This is a genomic window from Leptospira noumeaensis (genome assembly GCF_004770765.1).
Taxonomy (GTDB): Bacteria; Spirochaetota; Leptospiria; order Leptospirales; family Leptospiraceae; genus Leptospira_A; species Leptospira_A noumeaensis.
This window is the reverse complement of record NZ_RQFK01000026.1, coordinates 288,677-307,770: the sequence shown is the minus strand read 5'-3', so window position 1 is coordinate 307,770 and position 19,094 is coordinate 288,677. Positions and strand designations below refer to the sequence as shown.

Here is a 19,094-nt window from a genome sequence, read left to right as displayed (position 1 = left end):
CTCGTTGACGATAAACTAACGTTTGGTGCATTCTGCGTCAGGTTTTTATATGAAAAAAATGATTCAGTTCACTGTGTTTTTGGTTTTTGTTTTAAATTGTTCTTCTAAGCCTGAAAATTCTTCAGAAGACTCTTTATTGTTACTGTTACTTGCCGCTCCAAGGTCTACCTCAACTGGCTCAGGTACCGATGGCGTTGCCTGTACTTCGAATGCAAATTGTGCTTCGGGATTTTTGTGTGTCAGCGCATTTAATTTAAACCAAACGAATACAACTGACAGGTGTAAAGCTATCCCTACTACGAGCGGGAGTATCACGATCAATGGAACCTCATCTAGTGGAAATATCCTAACAAATAGCCCCTTAGTTGACTTTGATCTAAATGTAACATCGCCTGGAAATCATCTCATCACGGCTTTTACATCTACAAGTACAGTGGATTTGGTTTTGGAGTTAACAAATTCTACTGGGACAGTAGTCATCACTAAAACTGATACGAATCCCTCTAGTTCTAGTAGAGAAAGGTTATTGGAAAATTTGGCAATAGGTTCATATCGTGTTAGGGTAAAAAGTTTTTATGTATCTGGAACGTTTGGCGGAAATATTAAAGTACAAGCTGCCAATAGTCCCACTTTAGTCGGCAGTGGAGGTAGTTGTAATTTTATCGCAAATGGTTCCTGTTATGATTTTTCCGTGGGTGGCAATCATAATGCTGGAGTTTGTTCCGGAGGAACTTATAGTTCTACTAATAGTTGTGCCACTGTTAATGCAGCTGCCTCTCCAACGATCAGTGGACGATGTTTGTTTTCAATTAATGCAGCAACTACCAATGGGCAAGGTTTAGTAACAAGAGTTTATTATAGCGCAGGGACTGGGGTTGCTGCTCCAGTTAGTAATTCAGCTGGTTCTGGCGATTGTAATAGTGGTACGATCGATAACTTGGGAAGAGTTATCTTTCAATAAAGAGGGAATATACACACCATTCCACTCAATGGATTCTGTTTGTTTGATATTCAATATCCAATAAACAATTTGAATTCTGAAAGTTAAGGAAACAATTCTTTAAAATAAGATTATCAAAACGGGTAATCTTATTTTTTTAAACTAGTCTTTTATTTAGAACCTGATTGCAAAATTGAATTTCTTTCTATATCCAATGCAATCACCGATAAATGAATTTCAATCAGCGCTAAGATAAGCGAGATCACCATAAACAAAAGTGATGAAGCAAATAATATCCAAGCCACAATATTATAAAATGGGATCATTCCCATAGAACAAGTGCAAAGAATCAAACTAAAGATTCCGGCACTTTGAGAATATAAAATGAGAGAAATGCGAAAACGTAGATTGTGAATTTGTTTTTCTAAAATTTCTGATTTGGAAGTTTCATATTCACTGAGGAGTTGTCGCGAAAGTTTGGCCAACCCAAAAAAACGATTGGTATAGGCGAGCATTAGTAAGGAAATCGCTGGAAATAAAAGACCAGGTATACTATATGTTAGGTTGTCCAACTAAATTGACCTTGTTTGATCTGGAGAATTGACTTGCCCGAACTCATGTTTTCATCAGCAACAAGTCCCCAATCAATTTTATTTTTATATTGGAAACTTACAAATTGTTTTGCCAACGTAAACCTACGAAACTATAGCTGGGTGGATAGAAAAAACACAAGGGCCAAAATGGCCCGGTGCGGGTAGGAAAAGTTTTTTTAGTCTATTCTTCTGCGAAAAGATTGTTTAAGGAATCGATAAGAGTATCTACTTCAACACCATAACCCATACAAACTTGTTCAATTGTTTCTACTTCGTTAATAGAGCAGTGTGAACAGCCACCTAAATGGTAGCTAGAGAAAACTAGACCTGCTTCCGGGTGAATGGCAATTGCCTCTCCCACAGTCATTTCTTTAAAAAAACGCGGTTTTGTTGTTTCAGTCATCTTAAGAACCCTCAGGAAGGAAATTACTATACAAATATTGGACTATGCTCTATTCGTCAATGGAATGTTTACCCAAGAAAACGGGAAATTTTACGTCCGCATCGAGGGAAGGTTTGAATCGGCCCATTTCCTCTACCAGTACTTTGCCGATGGCTCTGACGAGCCCATCCACGGCCATTCCTGGAAGGTAGAGGTGTTTTTAGAGGGAAATACGAACATTCGCCCTGACGGTATTTCTTACGATTTCCTTACCGCTCGCACGAAACTGATGGAACTAGTTCATTCCATAGACCATATCCTCATCAATGACCATCCTGACTTTAAGGGGATCAATCCTACTTCTGAAAATGTGGCGCGTTGGTTCTACTCAGGTTTGAAGGCAGATGTAAAATCTTCTGAAGGGAAAATTCGACGGATCGTCATCCATGAAGGACCAGAAAACCTCGCTTTCTTTGAGCCATAAAAATTTCTTTTACCAATTACTTTATAACAATAGTTAGGTACTAGTCCTCACTCACTGGCGATCCTAGGACAGATTGGTAAACGGAAACCTCTCAAAGAGTATACTAATTGTTCTACCAACACCCAGTTGAAAAAAGAACAGGTGATATAAAAAACAATCCGTAGTTTGGATTCTTACATAAAATTTACTCAAACAAACAGATGTTTGTGATAAAAAATCGACATAATGTATTTGTCATTGCTCAGTCTAACGATTACGACTACAAAAACACAACATAATGCTCTCTGTTTTTATTGCACAAGATTCGTTTTTTTTTCATAAAAAATTGTCACCTTAATCGATTGCTTTTCTACCTGCTCATTATGAAAATCGGTAGTAGACTCTATGCCACTTACAGAACTCAAACATAGTTTAGGTCATATTCTGCTTGTGGAAGATGAAGCCATCTTGGCCATCTCACAATCTGAATTTTTGAAAAACAAAGGGTATTCTGTACAATACGTTTCCAATTCAAACGATGCTTATGATTTTATTTTATCTGGTGAACGAGTCGATTTAATACTAATGGACATCAATCTTTCTGATGGTATGGACGGAATCCAACTTGCAGAAAAAATTCTTTCTCGCCGCGAAATCCCAATTCTATTTCTGAGTGGTTATTCGGATCATAAAATTTTAGATCGTGTTTGTAAGGTAAAACATTACGGATATGTTACCAAAATTTCGAGTCCAGACATAGTTGAATGTATGATTAAATCTGCCCTTCAACTTTACCAAGCTGAACAATCGTTAGCTTTCCGTGAAAAAGAACTTCGTATCACTTTTGAAGCAATGGGTGATGGTGTGATTGTATTAACACCAGAAGGATTGATTCGAGAAATCAATCACAAAGCTTTAGATATGTTGGGATACCAAAAAGAAGAAGTATTGGAAAAAAATCTGACTTCTTTTTTATATTTAGTTCAAACAGATGCTAGAACTCGAATATCTTATCCTTTTTTAAATTCAAACACCAAACTCGTTCATACGGAACGAAGGAATGATTTAATTATTGTTTCTCGCAGTGGTCGTGAAACAAATGTTACAGAAACTATTTCACCAATTTTGGATGATGAAAAAAATCTGAATGGAATTGTAATTATTTTTAGAGAAACTCCAAATGCCTCGGTAATGGTTCCACCAAAGGATGGAGAAAGTGTATATGCAAAAGTATTCCAACTAAGCCCCATACCTATGGCGATTTCTACTTTGAAAGATGGTACGTATTTGGATATGAACTCAGCCATGGAAACTCTTTTCCAATTAGAGAAATCAAAAGTCATCGGTAGAAAAACGGAAGAGTTTAAGGCTTGGAGTAATCCAGAAGAAATTGAAAGGTTAAACAGAGCATATCAGGAAAATGGAAGGATGTCCGGCGAAAGGATGACTGTCCTACATAATGATGGAAAAAAGTTTGATGTTTTAGTTTTTAGCCAGGCTTTTGAAATTGCAGGAGAACGTTTTATTTTATGGATTAACTTGGATGTCACAAAGATTCTAGATATGGAAGGTCGACTCGCTAAGTCAGTAGAAGAAAAAGATGTTTTACTGAAAGAGTTACAACACCGAGTTAAAAATACCCTCGCCATCATTTCTGGACTTCTCAATCTAGAATCATTCAAAGTTGAAAATGATGTCGCCAAACAATCGTTCCTGAATGCGCAATCGAGAATCATGTCAATGTCAAAGGTTTATGAAAACCTTTACCAATCGGAAGATTTAGAATCTGTAGATCTTCGTAAGTACATAGAAGATTTAGTATTTAGTCTTCATGATATTTTTGTCCTCAATCCTACAAAAATTAAGTTCGATGTAAAGTTAGAAGAAATTCGTTTGGATCTAAAACGAACTTTGCCACTCGGTTTGATTTTGAATGAATTACTCACCAACGCCTTAAAGTATGCTTATCCCAGTGAAAAAGGTGGAGATGTAAGGATTCATCTTTCTCGTACCAATGAAAATATCATTTTATCAGTGGGAGATGATGGAGAAGGATTACCTGACTCAGTGAATATCGAAAAAGGAAATCATTTTGGTTACGAATTGATTCGTAGTTTGACTTCTCAATTAAAAGGTGTATTTTCTTCTGTTTCTAAAAAAGGAGAAGGGTTGAACATTATGATTTCCTTTCCTGTAAAATCAAATGACAAGTGAAAGAGTGATTAGGCAAGGAATCATTTGACCTAACTTCGTTTCAAATTTTCTTTTATCTCTTTTTCCTTCCTCTAATCGTTCCAATAAAAACCAAACGAACTTGTTTGATGGTTTGTAATTTTAGTTTTCGCATCTCAGAATGTGCATCTGTAGCAAGATCTAAAAAGTCAGAAGCCATAAGAAAACAAATACTAACAATTAACTCAGAAGCAAACTGAATGTCTAGTTGTGGGATCATTTTGGGCATTCGCATGTCTTTAGCGAGTTCGAAAGCAATGGCATTCATCGATTCACGAATTTTTTCCCGAATCTTTCGATTGCCTCCCGTACGTTCTCTGGAAATAAACCGAAAGAGAGAGCGGTTATGCGTAACATAGTCAAAAAAGAAACCGATGGTCAGCTGTAAGGCCGATCGATAAGCTCCTTTGTTCCTCGCATCCCCAACGATGGTTTGGATCCTCCCTCCGCATTCGTCCACAAGTGACAGTCCCAGTTCTTCCATATTTTTGAAATGCCTATAGAAGGCCGCAGGGACGATTCCTGCTTCTCCTGCCACCTCACGTAGGCTTAAGTCGCCTAGCCCCTTTTCTTCGCCCATCAATCGTAAAGCACTTTCGAGCAAATTGTCATGGGTGCGAAGTTTTTGGGCGTATCGTTTGTTGAGTTTCATGACTGAATTCAGTAAACGGTCGTTCACTTTTTTTTAAAAAGCAAGGACAAAAAGTCCAATTCGGAGTTGACATACTTAACGATGTAAATTAACACTATTAAATATCTCCGTGAACGAGTGTTCACTTAAATGCGAAATACGAGGCTAAAATGAAAACATTTCCTTTTATCTACAACGAACCAAGACAATTCCTAAGTTCGCTTCAGGGCAAACAATGGGCCGATTTTCTTTTGGGGGAAATCAATCCGAGATTTTCTGTCACTACCATCAAAGCGAAAGTAGTTGCTGTTCGGGAAGAAACGGCTGATGCAAAGACAATCGTGTTAAAACCCAACTGGTTGTGGAAGGGGTTTCGTTCCGGCCAACATGTTCCTGTCACTTTAGAAATTGCAGGTAGGAGAGTGACCCGGTATTATTCTTTATCTTCCTTACCAAAGGATAAATACTTAAGTATCACCGTAAAACGCCAAAAAGGCGGACTTGTATCCAATTTTATCAATACAAACATTAAAAAAGGCGACGTCCTAGAGTTAGGTGATCCAACGGGTCATTTTACCCTTCCCAAAACTTTGCCTTCCAAATTTTTGTTTTTGGCTGGTGGAAGTGGAATCACTCCCATCCATTCCATTCTAAAACAACTCGCAGCAAATCAATTCAAAGGCAAAGCGACACTTCTATACTTTGTTAGGTCATTCGAAGATATCATTTTACATTCTTCGTTAGAAGAAATCGCAAAATCAACTGGATGGTTAGAAATCAAATATATTTTTTCAGATGTTCCTAAAGAAGGATATGATTCTGGATTTTTATCCAAAGAGATTTTGCAAAAGTATACAGAAGATTTAAAATCCTATTCGGTATATGTATGTGGGCCTGCGCCCATGCAAACCAAAGCACTTTCTCTTCTGGAAGGAATTGATGTAAAATCAGAACTCTTTTTGTTACCTGGACAAACTTCCTCAAAAGTAAAAAAAACGGGAACGGTAGATGTCTTTTTATCTCTTAGTCACAAAACCATTCAGGTAAAAGGGGAACGTTCTTTACTCGAAGAACTTGAAGACCAAGGAATTTACCCACAAAGCGGATGCCGTATGGGAATTTGTCATACTTGTGTTTGTAAAAAGGCAGTAGGTTCTGTCACTGATCTATCAAACGGTGAAGTATCTGAGTTGGGTGAAGAGAACATCCAAATCTGTGTGTCTCGAGCTGAATCAAATCTGGAATTAGAACTGTAATCGGGAAAACCAGGAATTGAATCACTAAAATTTACAAAATGAATGTTTTGATCATAGGAAAATAAAATGAGAACAATTAGCAAAAAATTAAATCACGAAGAAATTGAAGCTTTTGGAAAAGAAGTAGATGCACTCCGAGAAGAAGTGATGGCAAAAGTAGGTAAAGAAGATGCAGATCATATCAGATCCATTTATAAAATCTACCGTTACACGGAAATTTTAGGTCGTGGTCTCATCCACTTTAGTTTTGAACCAATTTCTTTTGTGGCAGGCAGTTTGATTTTAGGTGCCTCCAAAATTATCAACAATATGGAACTTGGTCATAACGTCCTTCATGGACAGTATGATTGGATGAATGATCCTCGATTTAACTCCCGTACTTTTGAATGGGACATTGTGAGTGATTCACACCAATGGAAGTTCTATCATAATTATATGCACCATACATATACCAACGTTCTTAACAAAGACCATGATTACGGGTATAATTTTACTCGGTTAACGGAAGCTCAAAAGTGGAAACCAGTCCACCTAACACAGCCTTTCACAAATATGTTTTTGGCGATGAACTTTCAGTGGGGTGTGGGCGCTCACGGTTACCGAGTGGAATATATGGAAATTCCTAAAAAACAAAGAAAGAAAAAATCACTGAAAGATTATAAGGCAGTGTTCTTTAAAAAAATTGAACTACAACTTGTAAAGGATTACCTTTTCTTTCCACTCCTTGCTGGTTTGAATTTTCCAAAAATCATTTTAGGAAATTTGATCGCGAATTTGATACGAAATCTTTGGACTTATGCTGTGATCTTCTGCGGCCATTTTACAGAAAATGCAGAGTCTTTTTCGGTAGATGACATTACAGGAGAAACGAAAGCGCAGTGGTACTTGCGACAACTCAAAGGTTCTTCTAACTTAGATGGTAGTAACTTTTTTTATACGATGACTGGTCATTTGAGTCACCAAATCGAACACCATATGTTTCCAGACATGCCTGCAAAACGTTACCGTGAAGTGGCACCTCGTTTGAAAGAAATTTGTGCTAAGTATGGCCAACACTACAATACAGGACGTTTCGTGAAACAGTTTGCATCTGTTTGGAAACGAATTGTGGCTTATTCTTTTCCTGATTCCATTGCAGGAAAACTAATGGGAAATAAAAAGAAATATTTGGAACCAACTGGGTTACTTTCACAACCAAGTTTTCAGATCTCCCTTCCAAATGAAGAGAAATCAGCAACTCTCATCTAACCTGAACTTTACGAATTCCCCACTTGCGCATTGTGGGGAGTTCATCCCTTTCCTTTCTTAAGGGTCCTCAAAAAGAGGGCCCTTTTTTTTAGTCCTTCATATGTTTCAGTCTGATCTGGTTTGCAGAAAGGATGGCTAAACTATCCAAATGGAATCCTTTACACCAAGTAGTACGTAATTCTTTTCTGTTAGTGGATTTGTTTTTTGCTCTTTCCATCAAGTATCCTACCACAAGTCTTGCCGCCGATTCCACCACTTCAAAACTATGAGCTTCTTTTGTTTCTTGTTTTTCTATGGATTTGTAAGTTTCGACAATGGATTCGAAAAGTGCTCGAACCTCTTGGAGTTTGGAATTGGATTCAGATCCTTTTGCTAAATGATCTAAATAACTACGGAAAGTACCTGTAGCACTCATTCCAGAAGTAATCCCACCGATGGCCGCATTCACTTGAATTTGAGTGGTTCCATCATAGATATTGGTGATTCGTGCATCACGGTAAAGTCTAGATAGATCGTAATCTTCTGTATATCCTGCACCACCTAGTACTTGTAATCCGTCGTATACCAAATCATTACACATTTCTGAATTGTAGTATTTGGAAATAGGAGTGAGTGTGTTTGCCACCTTTTCCCAAAATTTTCCAATTTTGGATTCTTCCGGAGAAACAGTTCTTCCATCTTCGTACCAATAGTATTTATCAACGGAAAAAGCAGCTTCTACCATTAAGCAACGCATTCCCGCAAGTTCGCGTTCCATTCGATCCAACATACGGCGGACAGCGGGAATTTCATAAATTGGTTTTCCAAATTGGATTCTTTCTTTTGCGTATTTGAGAGCTTCTTCGTATGCGGCAGTGACAATTCCCGTTCCTTGTGAGGAAACACTGAGACGGGCACCGTTTAACATTCCCATTACGTATTTAACAAGACCAAATCCTTCTTTACCAACTAGATATCCTTTGCTATTTTCAAAAACAGTTTCACAAGTGGCGGAAGCTTTGATTCCTAATTTTTTTTCGATACCTTGCACCGCATAATCTTTGTTCTCTACGATAAAAAATGAAAGTCCCCGGGCTCCACTTTCTTGGGTGCCCGTTCTCGCCAATGTAAGAGTAATTCCAGGGATTCCGTTCACTCCACAAGCAACAGTTTGGAATCTTTTGGTTCCAGTGAGATACCATTCATCATCTTTTTTTGTAGCTTTGGTGGTGATGTTTGGTAAGTCAGATCCAAAATCTGGTTCTGATAATCCCATCGTGACTGTATAATTTCCTGAGATTAATTTTGGAATCCATTCTTCTTTCATCGATTCAGAAGCACAGACTTCCAAAATGGCGGCAAGGCCCATACTTCCCACAGCAATGGTGATGGAACTATCCGATCTATACATCAATTCTGCAATCATCGCTTTGATGATGCTAGGTGCTCCTAGTCCACCATATCTTCTTTTGAATGCAACAGGTCCAAGCCCTGCATCGTGATACATTTTGATTACATCTACCATTTCTTGTGGATGGATTACGTTTCCATTCTCAAATTTTAGACCTTTGGAATCCACAGTGGCAGCTACTTGGGAAACATACATTCCACTAATTTCTCCGCAAGACTTTAGAATCTCGTCGTAAAACGATTTCGCCTCATCAATATTAGATGGAGCATACTCTAACCTAGGATTGTTGTTTTCAGAATAAAGTTTTGAATCAGAATAATTATTTTCATAAATAGGAACAATTTCATTCCAATCAATTAATTCATAAAAATGTTCTTTTAGGTCTTCGTTGGTTTGAAAGTAGTTACTTTGGATCATAAAAATTCCTTTTGAGTTAGAAGATAAATTTTAGGAATGTGAGGCGATTAAAAAAAATCGTATAACAAAAAAATTGGAAAAAAAGATAAATGGTGAACCGATTGGTCTTCTTTTTTTGAGTCAACTGGGTCAACAAAAACGAACGAAGGTATTGTTTTTGGATTGGTTCAAATCTTTCTATAATTGTAAGAAATTAAGGTTTCTTTTTTACGAGTCCCAATTAGAATTCAAAATCTATCTCCGCAGAAAGAATTAGTGCCCGATTTTTTTAGCGGAACAGGAGACGTATGAAACAACTTATTTCAATTTTTGCACTCGTTTTTGCCGTTCAATGCGCGAGTGTACCAACAGCACAACTTCCAGTAAAGTCTTCCGTATCGGGAACTCCGGTGGAATACAAATTGGATGGGAAAACCTATGAGGGATTTCTCGCCGTTGATTCTTCTGTTACAGGAAAACGTCCCGGTATTCTTGTGATTCACGAGTGGTGGGGACTCAATGATTATCCGAAACAAAGAGCCAAACAACTAGCTGATTTAGGTTATGTAGCTTTTGTTATGGATGTTTATGGAAAAGGAATTATTGCCAAAGACCATGTGGAAGCTGGGAAACTTTCCGGTGCCAATGGAGATCCTAAAGTGATGCTCAAAAAAATCTACAAAGCTCTCGAAATTTTAAAATCAAACCCGAATGTAGATACTAGTAAAATTGGAGCCATTGGGTATTGTTTTGGTGGCGGTGGAGTCATTGAACTCGCATTAGATGGTGCTGACTTAAGAGGTGGAGTTGTTTCTTTTCATGGTATGCTTGGTAGCAAAAACTTGGCTTCTGGTGCAAAGAAAATAAAATCAAAAGTTTTAGTGCATCATGGTGCTGATGATCCTTTTATTCCTAAAACAGTAGTAGATACCTTTATCAAAACAGTAACTGATGCAAAAGCTCCTGTTACTTTTATCTCTCACCCAGGAGCCGTTCATGGATTTACAAGACCTGGAGCTGAAGGTCACGGACTTCCTGGCCTTGCATATAATGAAAAAGCAGACTATGCATCTTTTGATAGTATGAAAGCTTTTTTTGCAGCAAACTTTAAATAGACGAGAGGGAGAACAAAAAGCGTAAGGGCACTCGCTGATATCAATCCTCCAATCACTACGGTTGCTAGAGGTCTTTGGACTTCGGCACCTGGTGAGGAACTAACTGCCATTGGAATAAACCCAATGGATGCCAGAAGGGCTGTGGTGAGTACAGGTCGAAGTCTTGACAACGCTGCTTCTTTTACAGCTTCTTTTTTACTTTTTCCCTCATGTTCCAAACTTCGAATGAAACTAATGAGTACAAGTCCATTCAGAACAGCAATTCCAAACAAAGCAATAAATCCAACACCGGCTGAAATGCTAAATGGCAAACTCCGTATATAAAGAGCAAATATCCCTCCTGTGATGGCAAAAGGAACATTAAGGAAAATGATGATTGCCGCCGATAGTTCGTTAAATGCAAAATATAAGATTAAAAAAATAATAAGAAGTGTGATAGGCACAACAATGTATAAAGTTTTTGTTGCGGATTCAAATTTTTCAAATTCACCACCAGTTGTATAATGATAACCAGACGGAAATTTAATTTCTTTTTCTAAAACGGATTGGACTAATTTTACAGTACTCACCATATCACTTCCGCGAATATTAAATTGAACCAAAGCATAACGATTTTGGTTTTGGTGATAAATTTGTACAGGACCATCTTCGATATAAATTTCTGAAAGTTCATGTAAGGGAGCAAAACTATTTTTTCCAACTTTTATTGGTATGTTTTTGATTTGTTCTGGGTTTCCACTTACATCTGTTTTCACGACAATATCGAATCGTTTCATTCCTTCGTAAATAATACCAGCTGGAACTCCTGAAGAAATAGATCCGGTAACACGGCCTACATCAACGATTGATTGGTCATATCTTGCCAACTTTTCTCTGTTAGGTTTGATTCGTAAGTATTCCAATCCATACAATTGTTCGATCCGTAGGTCAACGACACCGGGAATGTTTTTGATTTTTTTCGAAATTTCTTCTGCTAAGGATTTTAGTTTTGTTAAATCATCTCCAAAAATTTTGATTCCCACATCGGCCCGAATCCCAGCCATAATTTCGTTGTTCCGCATTTCGATGGGTTGAGACAAACCGAAGGCCACTTGTGGGGCCACTCTTTCAATGATCTCTTGTAACTTGAGTTCAAGTTCCATTTTACTTAGTTTCCATTCGGATCTTGGTTTCATATCCATATACATATCGGTTTTTTCTACACCCATCGGTTCAATGGCAAGTTCTGGTGATCCTGTTCTCGAAACCACTTCTGTGATTTCTGGAATTTCCTTTAGAATGGCTTTTTCAATTTTCATAGAAGATTGTAATGATTCTGTTAAAGTTGTGGATGGATACCGACTAATTTCGATTAGGAGATTTCCTTCGTCTAATTTTGGTAAAAATTCTCCTCCCAATCGAAAGAATAATATGATCGAAAGAACAAGAACTCCAATACTGGAATAAGTGACTTTTTTAGATTCCTTTAGACAATATTCTAATTTTGGAGTATACCATTCGTGGATTTTTTGGAAAAACTTTGTTTCTCCTTCGGCGATATGACCTCCTTTTAAAAAATACGAAGCAAGCACGGGAATGAGTGTGAGTGTTAAGAAGAACGCACCAAGTAAAGCAAACAAAACAGTAGTTGCCATTGGGATAAACATTTTGCCTTCGGTTCCACTTAATGTAAGAATCGGAATATAAACAATTCCTATGATGATTTCTCCGTAAATAGTGGCTTTTCGAACTTCTATTGTCGCATTTAGAATGGTTTCTTTTTGTTCTTTGTCGGTAAGGTCTCTTTTTAATTCTTTTCGTTTTAATCCCAATCGTCTATGCGAATTTTCAATCAGAATGACTGCCCCATCCACAATAAGTCCAAAATCAATCGCACCCATAGACATTAAGTTTGCCGGAAGGTCTCGTAAAAACATAAGTGAAATGGCAAATAACATCGCTAGTGGAATTACTGAGGCAATGACAAGACCTGATCGGAAATCACCAATCATCAGAAACAGTATGATGATAACAAGAATGGCCCCTTCTGATAAATTCCAAACGATCGTGTTTAAGGTGTTTTTCACCATGATCGAACGGTCATAATACGGTTTGATTTTCATTCCTGTCGGAAGAGTTTTTTCTATCTGGGTGATTTTTTCTTTTACAGCAGTAGTTACTTCTAATGAATTTTCACCAAGTAACATGAGTGTTACGGCACCTACCACTTCTGATTTTCCTGTAGCAGTGGCCGCTCCTTTTCGTAATCTCGATCCTTCCTCAATTTTGGCGATACTACTTAAATATATAGGAAACCCATCTCCCATTTTCCCTACTTGGATTTTTTCAAAGTCAGTGATTTCTTTTAAAAGACCATCACTACCAACTATCAATTGTTCACCGGATCGCTCAATATATCCACTTCCTATCGATAGATTATTTGATTCTACTGCGCTTACAATTTGATTCAGTGAAACACCAAGTGAAGCTGCTTTAAAGGGATCCACAATGACCTGGTATTGTTTTGTTTTTCCTCCAAAACTATTCACTTCCACAATTCCTGGAACTGTTTTGAGCGTTGGATTGATGTACCAATTCAAATAAGTGGTGAGTTCCATTTGAGTATGGAATTCACTCTCCAAGGTGAATTGAAATACTTCCCCTAGACCTGTTGTGATAGGGCCAATGACTGGTTTTCCAAAAATGGCGGGAATGTTTTCTGATGCTTCTGTTAGTCTTTCACTGACAAGTTGTCTACTTTTCCATAAATCAGTTCCATCTGCAAATACGGCAGTCACAAGAGAAAATCCATACCGAGAAACAGACCTTACTTCTATTAAGTTTGGAATTCCTGTGATGGCTCTTTCTACAGGCAAGGTAATATACTGTTCAATTTCTAAAGTCGAGAGAGAAGGGGAAGTTGTGATCACTTGTACTTGAACATTGGTAATGTCTGGCACTGCATCTACTTTTAAGTGATTCAGTGAATAAAAACCACCAAACACAAGTAATACTGTTAGAATAATTACTAAAAGTCGATTTTGTAGAGAGAATTGAACAATTTTTGTTAAAAATTCCATACTTATTCTCCACCAAATGTTGATTTGAATAAAATGGCTTTTAGTTCGAATGCAGATTTTGTGACTACTTTATCTCCCGGTGTAATTCCCGAAAGAATTTCTACATTTCCATCATTCACACTTCCTATTTTAATTTTTACCCAATGAAACTCGTTTGGTTTGGATTCTATAAAAATATACTTTTGATCTTGGTAAGATTGAACAGCTTCTTCCGAAACTTGTATTCCTTCTCTTTGATTGACCATAAGAATGGCTTTTCCAAATAAACCAATCTTTGCTTTACGATTTTTATTTTTAAAAACAACTCTTGCATGGACTGTTCGAGATTCAGGATCCACCTTTTCACCAATATGTTCTAATATTCCGTCAAATTCCAAATCAGGATAAGCATTCAAAATAATTTTTCCGGAATCACCTTCCGAAAGATATTTTAAATCGTTTTCAAATATTTTTGCTTGGAACCAAAGATCTGAAAGTTCTGCAATGGTTGTTAGGATTTGGTTTCCCAAAACCATAGAACCAGGAATAGCATTTCTAGAAAGAGCAAGCCCTGCCCTTGGTGCAAATACAGTATACACACCAGATGCTGAGTTATCAATGGATAAGCCGTTGGCCCTTAAATTTTCTACAGCTGCATTTTTTTCTGATTCAACCACTTTTAGATTTGATTCAGCATCAATAAACTCTTGTTTTGCGGCTAGATTCATTTTTACCAACGATTCAATTCGATTTAGATTTTGTTCTGCTGCGGTAAATTTAGATTTTGCTACTAGAAAAGTTGATCTAAGTTTTGCAAGTTCTGGTGAATCAATTGTTACTAGTTTTTGGCCTTTTTTGATTGTATCTCCTTCTACAAAAAAAACTGAAGTAATTCGTCCTGAAATTCTAGTTGGTACATCAATGATGGCATCAGGTACAGCTTCTGTTTCTCCAATCAGTTCGATTTTTGTTTGGATGGATTCTCTTTGGATAATTTCAGTTTCTATTCCTAAACTTTTTCGATTTTCTGAAGAAAGTTTGACTATGTCATTTGTTTCTTTTGTTGATTCCAAATCATTGTTTGTTTTTCCAAACTTCCAAAAGTATACGGAAGCAGAAATCAATAGAATGGACACGATTAAGATAAGTGTTTGTTTTTTCATGGTTTGATCCCTAATGAGTCGCTAGGTAATCCGAGAACACGAACGAGTTCAATTTGAGATAATTCAAATTCTGTTTTTGTGTTCAGATAGTTTAGTTTTGTTTGTAAAAGAATTCTTTGTTGGTTGATGGCATCTATAATTTTTATCTTTCCAAATCGAATCGCTTCCTGAAGATTTTTTAAATCTGATTCTGCCCGTTCCATTTTGGATTCATCATAGAATTTAATTTCTTCTGACAGAGTTAGGTAATTCGTTATTGCAAATAAAACTTCTTGTTTGATATTTCTGGAAACAGATTCTTTTAGTTCTTTGGAATTATCAATTTTTGCAGATGCAATGATGGTTTCTCCTTCATAATCTCTCCAAATGGTCATAGGGAAACTGACCATCCCTCCTACTACTTTTTCATTGAACCCATCGTTTTGGGCAAAAGCTCCTAAGGATACATTTGGAATTTTTTGTCGCCTCACTTCATTTTGGCGAAGGAGTGCTAACTCAATTTCTTTTTCTGAAAGCATTAGTTCTGGACGTTTTTCCATTGCCAGTTGGATTAACTCAGTTTTTTCTTTGGGTAAATCTTTTGGTAAAATCCAATTTTGAGTTTGGATGGTTTCTTTTTCTAAAGGAAATCCAAGTAAAACTTCCAATTCCGAATTTGTATTTTCTGAAAGTCTATGGATTTGGCTCCAGATTTTGTAGATTCTGATTTCTTCTGATTCCGACAAGGATTCATCGATTCCTGGAGAAAGCCCTTCATTCACTCTTGCTTTTGAGATTTTTTTTAATTCTTTAACAAGGTTTAAATTATCACGACTGTTTTCTTCTTCTAAGTAAAGATATCGAAACCTCGTCATTTTTTTTAGAGCTTCAAATTCTAAGGATCGCCTTACAGACTCTAATCGGAAAACTTGCGCTTTAAATTCTTCGTCAGCAATTTGGACGGCAATTTCTTTTTTCCCATTAGTAAAGATCTCTTGGTTGACCATGACTTGAAAGTTATTAGCTGCATTTGGCCCACTGAGAAAAGAATTGGATGTTTCTCCTTTCCTTGTGGCTATGTAACTACTAAAAGTTGGATTTGATGGAAAATAGTAAGAAGCAATTTTTTTCCTACCTGAGATTTCCTTTAATTTAATTTCTTCGATTCGATAGTCAGGATGTTTACTAACAATACAACGACTGAGTTCTAATATTGAATTGTCTTTTCGACAACTGTTCATCGAAAATTCATTAGGTTCTCCATGTATTGGAAAAACATAGAAATGGATATAAACCAAACAAAATAGAAATACATCCCAATGTTTGGTGATAAAAAAATAATTCATAAAACCTCCAAAGTGATTACGCAAATAAATTGCGAATTAGCTAAGTAAGGTTGTGTTTGGGTGGTCGGAAAAAAGTGTTTACAGTGACAAGTTTTGGAATTTGAAGTTCTGGTTGGTGGATATAAACTTTATGTAATTGGATGAGGATGTGGGAAAGATACAAGTCCCAAGAACAGGAAACAATTAAATTACAAGGGCAGGAAAAACAAACATGATCTTCGTGTTCCCCATCTTCAGTTAACGTATGGCCTGGATTGACACCTAAGGCATGATCCAAAAAAGCGTAAGGACATCCACTTTCGGGAGAACCGATCAGTCCACAATTGACCTCATTGTCAACAATGCGTTGGTACATAAAGTTGGTAGAAAACAGGAACACAAAGCCAAATAATAAAAATTGGCGTAAGTATTTAGCTTTTTTCTGTCCGAACTTCATAAGATTACTTATAGTTTGGAATTTCCTTTGCGATTTGCAATAACTTATCTGCAATTTCTGGCACACAAATTGGAGAAACATGGCTACAATCCACATAAGTCTGACAATTTGTGTTCCCTTCATTCAAACTTATATAACGAATATTTTTTGAATTTGGATCGATAAATTGTTTAATATTTTTATTAAAAAGTTCGCCACCAGTGATTTTTTTTCTTATGTCTTGAAAGTAAGGGTGGATCTGCGGTTCCCAAATGACCATGGGAATATTATGTTTTTCTGCATGATCTATGATCTTACGAAAGAAATTGATTTCGGGATTCGAAATTCGGTAATTGTTTAAAAAATAGAGTTTTCGAGACTCCGCATAACCAACGATTCGATCTTGGTATTCTTTCTCCGGAAAATTATTTACATGGTAACCAATGTGATCCGGTGCAAAAGGTTTTTTTTCATTCATATAAGAAGATAAACCAATGAAATAATCATCATTAGCGACTCTTTTGCCTGAGACTAAATTTTTTACCGCAAGGATTGGATTGAAATGGTAATTGTAACCTAAAAACAAAAGTCGAGCAATGATATCCCGTTTGAATTGTGGGTTCATTGCATCGTAGATGTCCAGAAGCTCATCTTCGTGTAACATAAGTTCTGCCCACTTTGTTTTGTATGTGTACACATTGTTTTCATTGAACATTTCTTCTGAAAACTCTAGAAATAGAACATCCGGTTTGAATCCAGAATCCGTCATAGACTTTATGATTAAATAATATAATAAAAATTCAGATGCTTTAATGGCTGTTCTGGTTTCAAAATAAACTGGTTCTTGGATGATCGACTTGGATATTGGAATTTCTTTCCATTGGTGGAAACTTTCTGAACGAGAAGTCCCCGTAACCACCACGACTCGTTTACCACTTTTTTGGATGGTTTTATTTTCTTCCCAAATGGTAGGCATACCCAAAACCAAATTCTGGCCGGCTTTATAAGTCCTTCTGCCACTTTCGCGAATATCAGGAATACAAATTAACTTATCTACTAAAATGACCAGGAGTAAAAGTAAGAAGGGGATAAAATAAAGGCGAATTTCTTTCATAAGTTCTCTTTAAAATTGGAAGTAAATGAATGTTTCCACTGGGGATTCGATTTTGATGATAGCAAAATAAACTAAAAAGATAAGAACTGGAATGATCCAATTTACGTAAGGTTTTAGTTTGTCTGAAAAATAATTTTTGAATTCCAAAACTTGTAAAAGATAACTAACAGCTAATAGTCCCCAAAAATCCGGACGATATATAAACTTACCTGTTTGGTTCAATGCAGAAGACCAAAAGATATATATTTTGTTTAACGAATCGATTCGAAAAAAAGTAGCAAGGATACAAAAAATGGCAAAAATCCAAAGAACTGCCAAAATCTTTTTTCCAAAACTCATGGATTTGCGATCTGGTTTTCCAAAAACAATTCGTTCTATAGATAAAAAGATCCCGTGAAAAAATCCCCATAAAAAGAATGTATAAGTATTCCCATGCCATAATCCAGATAAAGACATAACAACGATGGTGTTGATATTATATCTTATTTCTGAAACTCGATTGCCACCTAACGGGATGTACAAGTAGTCACGAATCCAGGTAGAGAGAGTATAATGCCATCTAGACCATAGTTCACTAAAACTCACTGATAAAAATGGAGATCGGAAGTTTTCAGGAATTTCGTAACCTAACAAAAAGGCAGAACCTCTTGCTAAATCCGTATAACCAGAAAAATCTCCATACACTTGAAAAGAAAAAGCAACGGTAGTTAGCAAAATAGAAATTCCATCGTATTCACCTGGATTCATATAAACAGGATTGATAATTTTTGCTAATTGGTCAGCGATTAAAACTTTTTTGACAAGTCCAGAGATGATGTGAAGGATTCCTCTCTGTAAAAAATCAACGTTAAGTTTTGCATTATCGATTTGCCCATAAAAATCATCATGGCGCATGATTGGACCTGCGATGAGTTGTGGGAAAAATAAAATGAATAAAAGAAAATTCATAAATGGAGATTCGGTGAATTTTCCTCTCCACGCATCAACAATGTAGGCGATCATTTGAAATGTATAAAAACTAATTGCAAGTGGCAAAACAAACTCAGATAAAGATTGGAGGAAAGGTATTGATAATTCACCTTCTTTCATCAGGTATTGAAGGTAGGTCAAAATGTACTTAAAAAAACAAAGATTGAGCAGGTTGAGCCCTACACCTAGGTATAAGAATATTTTTTTTCTAGTTTTTAAAATCCCCAATACACAAAAATGAGAAAGAACGATGAATATAACAAAATGGATTAAAAAAGAACCACTCCAATATCCGTAGAATAACAGTGAGAAAATGATAAGAACGTATTTGCGAAACTGAGAAGGTAAAATCCAATAAATAGAATAACAAGCTATAAAAAAGTAAAGATAGTCAATGGAATTGAACAGCATTTTCCCTAGAATT

At 36.5% G+C, this 19,094-nt stretch carries 16 protein-coding genes; 6 read left to right on the top strand and 10 right to left on the bottom strand.

Annotation, left to right across the window (positions count from 1 at the left end; all coding sequences use genetic code 11):
• Nucleotides 1-49: 49 nt before the first annotated feature.
• On the top strand, nucleotides 50-961 hold the full coding sequence (locus EHQ24_RS09515; RefSeq protein ID WP_135601422.1) for a hypothetical protein: 912 nt from the start codon (nucleotides 50-52) through the stop codon (nucleotides 959-961).
• A gap of 149 nt (nucleotides 962-1,110) precedes the next feature.
• On the opposite strand, the gene EHQ24_RS09510 is transcribed toward EHQ24_RS09515, so the two are convergent.
• Both EHQ24_RS09510 and EHQ24_RS09505 read right to left on the bottom strand, forming a co-directional pair.
• A complete protein-coding gene (locus EHQ24_RS09510; RefSeq protein WP_135601421.1) occupies nucleotides 1,111-1,512 on the bottom strand; it encodes a DUF2721 domain-containing protein in 402 nt (133 codons plus the stop codon).
• A 202-nt stretch (nucleotides 1,513-1,714) separates the two neighbouring features.
• Complete coding sequence (locus EHQ24_RS09505; protein WP_100789227.1) at nucleotides 1,715-1,936, bottom strand: DUF1858 domain-containing protein; 222 nt, start codon at nucleotides 1,934-1,936, stop codon at nucleotides 1,715-1,717.
• Between the two features lie 64 nt (nucleotides 1,937-2,000).
• Here EHQ24_RS09505 and EHQ24_RS09500 point away from each other — a divergent pair, with 64 nt between their 5' ends.
• Nucleotides 2,001-2,399, top strand: coding sequence for a 6-carboxytetrahydropterin synthase (locus tag EHQ24_RS09500; RefSeq protein WP_135585653.1), 399 nt, complete (start codon nucleotides 2,001-2,003; stop codon nucleotides 2,397-2,399).
• A 384-nt stretch (nucleotides 2,400-2,783) separates the two neighbouring features.
• Complete coding sequence (locus EHQ24_RS09495) at nucleotides 2,784-4,592, top strand: PAS domain S-box protein (RefSeq protein WP_135601420.1); 1,809 nt, start codon at nucleotides 2,784-2,786, stop codon at nucleotides 4,590-4,592.
• 52 nt (nucleotides 4,593-4,644) lie between these two features.
• Here the strand turns inward: EHQ24_RS09495 and EHQ24_RS09490 are convergent, their stop codons facing one another.
• Entirely contained in the window at nucleotides 4,645-5,262 is a 618-nt protein-coding gene (locus EHQ24_RS09490; protein WP_135602426.1) for a TetR family transcriptional regulator, read from the bottom strand.
• A 149-nt stretch (nucleotides 5,263-5,411) separates the two neighbouring features.
• Between EHQ24_RS09490 and EHQ24_RS09485 the strand changes: the two genes are divergently transcribed.
• The gene (locus tag EHQ24_RS09485) at nucleotides 5,412-6,497 is read left to right on the top strand and encodes a ferredoxin reductase (RefSeq protein ID WP_135601419.1); all 1,086 of its coding nucleotides are present in this window, start codon (nucleotides 5,412-5,414) and stop codon (nucleotides 6,495-6,497) included.
• Between the two features lie 66 nt (nucleotides 6,498-6,563).
• Nucleotides 6,564-7,745 (top strand): fatty acid desaturase family protein, encoded by a 1,182-nt coding sequence (locus EHQ24_RS09480; protein ID WP_135601418.1) that lies wholly within the window; start codon nucleotides 6,564-6,566, stop codon nucleotides 7,743-7,745.
• Between the two features lie 88 nt (nucleotides 7,746-7,833).
• Here EHQ24_RS09480 and EHQ24_RS09475 read toward each other — a convergent pair whose 3' ends face one another.
• On the bottom strand, nucleotides 7,834-9,552 hold the full coding sequence (locus tag EHQ24_RS09475; protein WP_135601417.1) for an acyl-CoA dehydrogenase family protein: 1,719 nt from the start codon (nucleotides 9,550-9,552) through the stop codon (nucleotides 7,834-7,836).
• Between the two features lie 287 nt (nucleotides 9,553-9,839).
• Here EHQ24_RS09475 and EHQ24_RS09470 point away from each other — a divergent pair, with 287 nt between their 5' ends.
• The gene (locus EHQ24_RS09470; protein WP_135601416.1) at nucleotides 9,840-10,646 is read left to right on the top strand and encodes a dienelactone hydrolase family protein; all 807 of its coding nucleotides are present in this window, start codon (nucleotides 9,840-9,842) and stop codon (nucleotides 10,644-10,646) included.
• Here the strand turns inward: EHQ24_RS09470 and EHQ24_RS09465 are convergent.
• Genes EHQ24_RS09465 through EHQ24_RS09440 form a run of 6 tightly spaced genes read right to left on the bottom strand, consistent with a single transcriptional unit; the run spans nucleotide 10,595 to nucleotide 19,081 of the window.
• The gene (locus EHQ24_RS09465) at nucleotides 10,595-13,705 is read right to left on the bottom strand and encodes an efflux RND transporter permease subunit (protein ID WP_135601415.1); all 3,111 of its coding nucleotides are present in this window, start codon (nucleotides 13,703-13,705) and stop codon (nucleotides 10,595-10,597) included. The genes EHQ24_RS09470 and EHQ24_RS09465 overlap by 52 nt on opposite strands.
• A gap of 2 nt (nucleotides 13,706-13,707) precedes the next feature.
• Entirely contained in the window at nucleotides 13,708-14,847 is a 1,140-nt protein-coding gene (locus EHQ24_RS09460; protein ID WP_135601414.1) for an efflux RND transporter periplasmic adaptor subunit, read from the bottom strand.
• Nucleotides 14,844-16,172, bottom strand: coding sequence for a TolC family protein (locus EHQ24_RS09455; protein WP_135601413.1), 1,329 nt, complete (start codon nucleotides 16,170-16,172; stop codon nucleotides 14,844-14,846). Before EHQ24_RS09455 ends, EHQ24_RS09460 begins: the two co-directional genes overlap by 4 nt.
• A 40-nt stretch (nucleotides 16,173-16,212) precedes the next feature.
• Nucleotides 16,213-16,608, bottom strand: coding sequence for a hypothetical protein (locus tag EHQ24_RS09450; RefSeq protein ID WP_244310369.1), 396 nt, complete (start codon nucleotides 16,606-16,608; stop codon nucleotides 16,213-16,215).
• 4 nt (nucleotides 16,609-16,612) lie between these two features.
• Nucleotides 16,613-17,701: a DUF1574 family protein gene (locus EHQ24_RS09445; RefSeq protein WP_135601412.1), complete on the bottom strand. Its 1,089-nt coding sequence runs from the start codon at nucleotides 17,699-17,701 to the stop codon at nucleotides 16,613-16,615.
• A 9-nt stretch (nucleotides 17,702-17,710) separates the two neighbouring features.
• Complete coding sequence (locus EHQ24_RS09440) at nucleotides 17,711-19,081, bottom strand: MBOAT family O-acyltransferase (protein ID WP_135601411.1); 1,371 nt, start codon at nucleotides 19,079-19,081, stop codon at nucleotides 17,711-17,713.
• Nucleotides 19,082-19,094 lie beyond the last annotated feature (13 nt).

Coding starts and splice junctions, on each gene's coding strand:
- EHQ24_RS09475 (WP_135601417.1), bottom strand. CDS start 9,552: ATGATCCAAAGTAACTACTTTCAAACCAACGAAGACCTAAAAGAACAT.
- EHQ24_RS09485 (WP_135601419.1), top strand. CDS start 5,412: ATGAAAACATTTCCTTTTATCTACAACGAACCAAGACAATTCCTAAGT.
- EHQ24_RS09455 (WP_135601413.1), bottom strand. CDS start 16,172: ATGAATTATTTTTTTATCACCAAACATTGGGATGTATTTCTATTTTGT.
- EHQ24_RS09480 (WP_135601418.1), top strand. CDS start 6,564: ATGAGAACAATTAGCAAAAAATTAAATCACGAAGAAATTGAAGCTTTT.
- EHQ24_RS09450 (WP_244310369.1), bottom strand. CDS start 16,608: ATGAAGTTCGGACAGAAAAAAGCTAAATACTTACGCCAATTTTTATTA.
- EHQ24_RS09490 (WP_135602426.1), bottom strand. CDS start 5,262: ATGAAACTCAACAAACGATACGCCCAAAAACTTCGCACCCATGACAAT.
- EHQ24_RS09440 (WP_135601411.1), bottom strand. CDS start 19,081: ATGCTGTTCAATTCCATTGACTATCTTTACTTTTTTATAGCTTGTTAT.
- EHQ24_RS09465 (WP_135601415.1), bottom strand. CDS start 13,705: ATGGAATTTTTAACAAAAATTGTTCAATTCTCTCTACAAAATCGACTT.
- EHQ24_RS09445 (WP_135601412.1), bottom strand. CDS start 17,701: ATGAAAGAAATTCGCCTTTATTTTATCCCCTTCTTACTTTTACTCCTG.
- EHQ24_RS09500 (WP_135585653.1), top strand. CDS start 2,001: ATGTTTACCCAAGAAAACGGGAAATTTTACGTCCGCATCGAGGGAAGG.
- EHQ24_RS09495 (WP_135601420.1), top strand. CDS start 2,784: ATGCCACTTACAGAACTCAAACATAGTTTAGGTCATATTCTGCTTGTG.
- EHQ24_RS09470 (WP_135601416.1), top strand. CDS start 9,840: ATGAAACAACTTATTTCAATTTTTGCACTCGTTTTTGCCGTTCAATGC.
- EHQ24_RS09515 (WP_135601422.1), top strand. CDS start 50: ATGAAAAAAATGATTCAGTTCACTGTGTTTTTGGTTTTTGTTTTAAAT.
- EHQ24_RS09505 (WP_100789227.1), bottom strand. CDS start 1,936: ATGACTGAAACAACAAAACCGCGTTTTTTTAAAGAAATGACTGTGGGA.
- EHQ24_RS09460 (WP_135601414.1), bottom strand. CDS start 14,847: ATGAAAAAACAAACACTTATCTTAATCGTGTCCATTCTATTGATTTCT.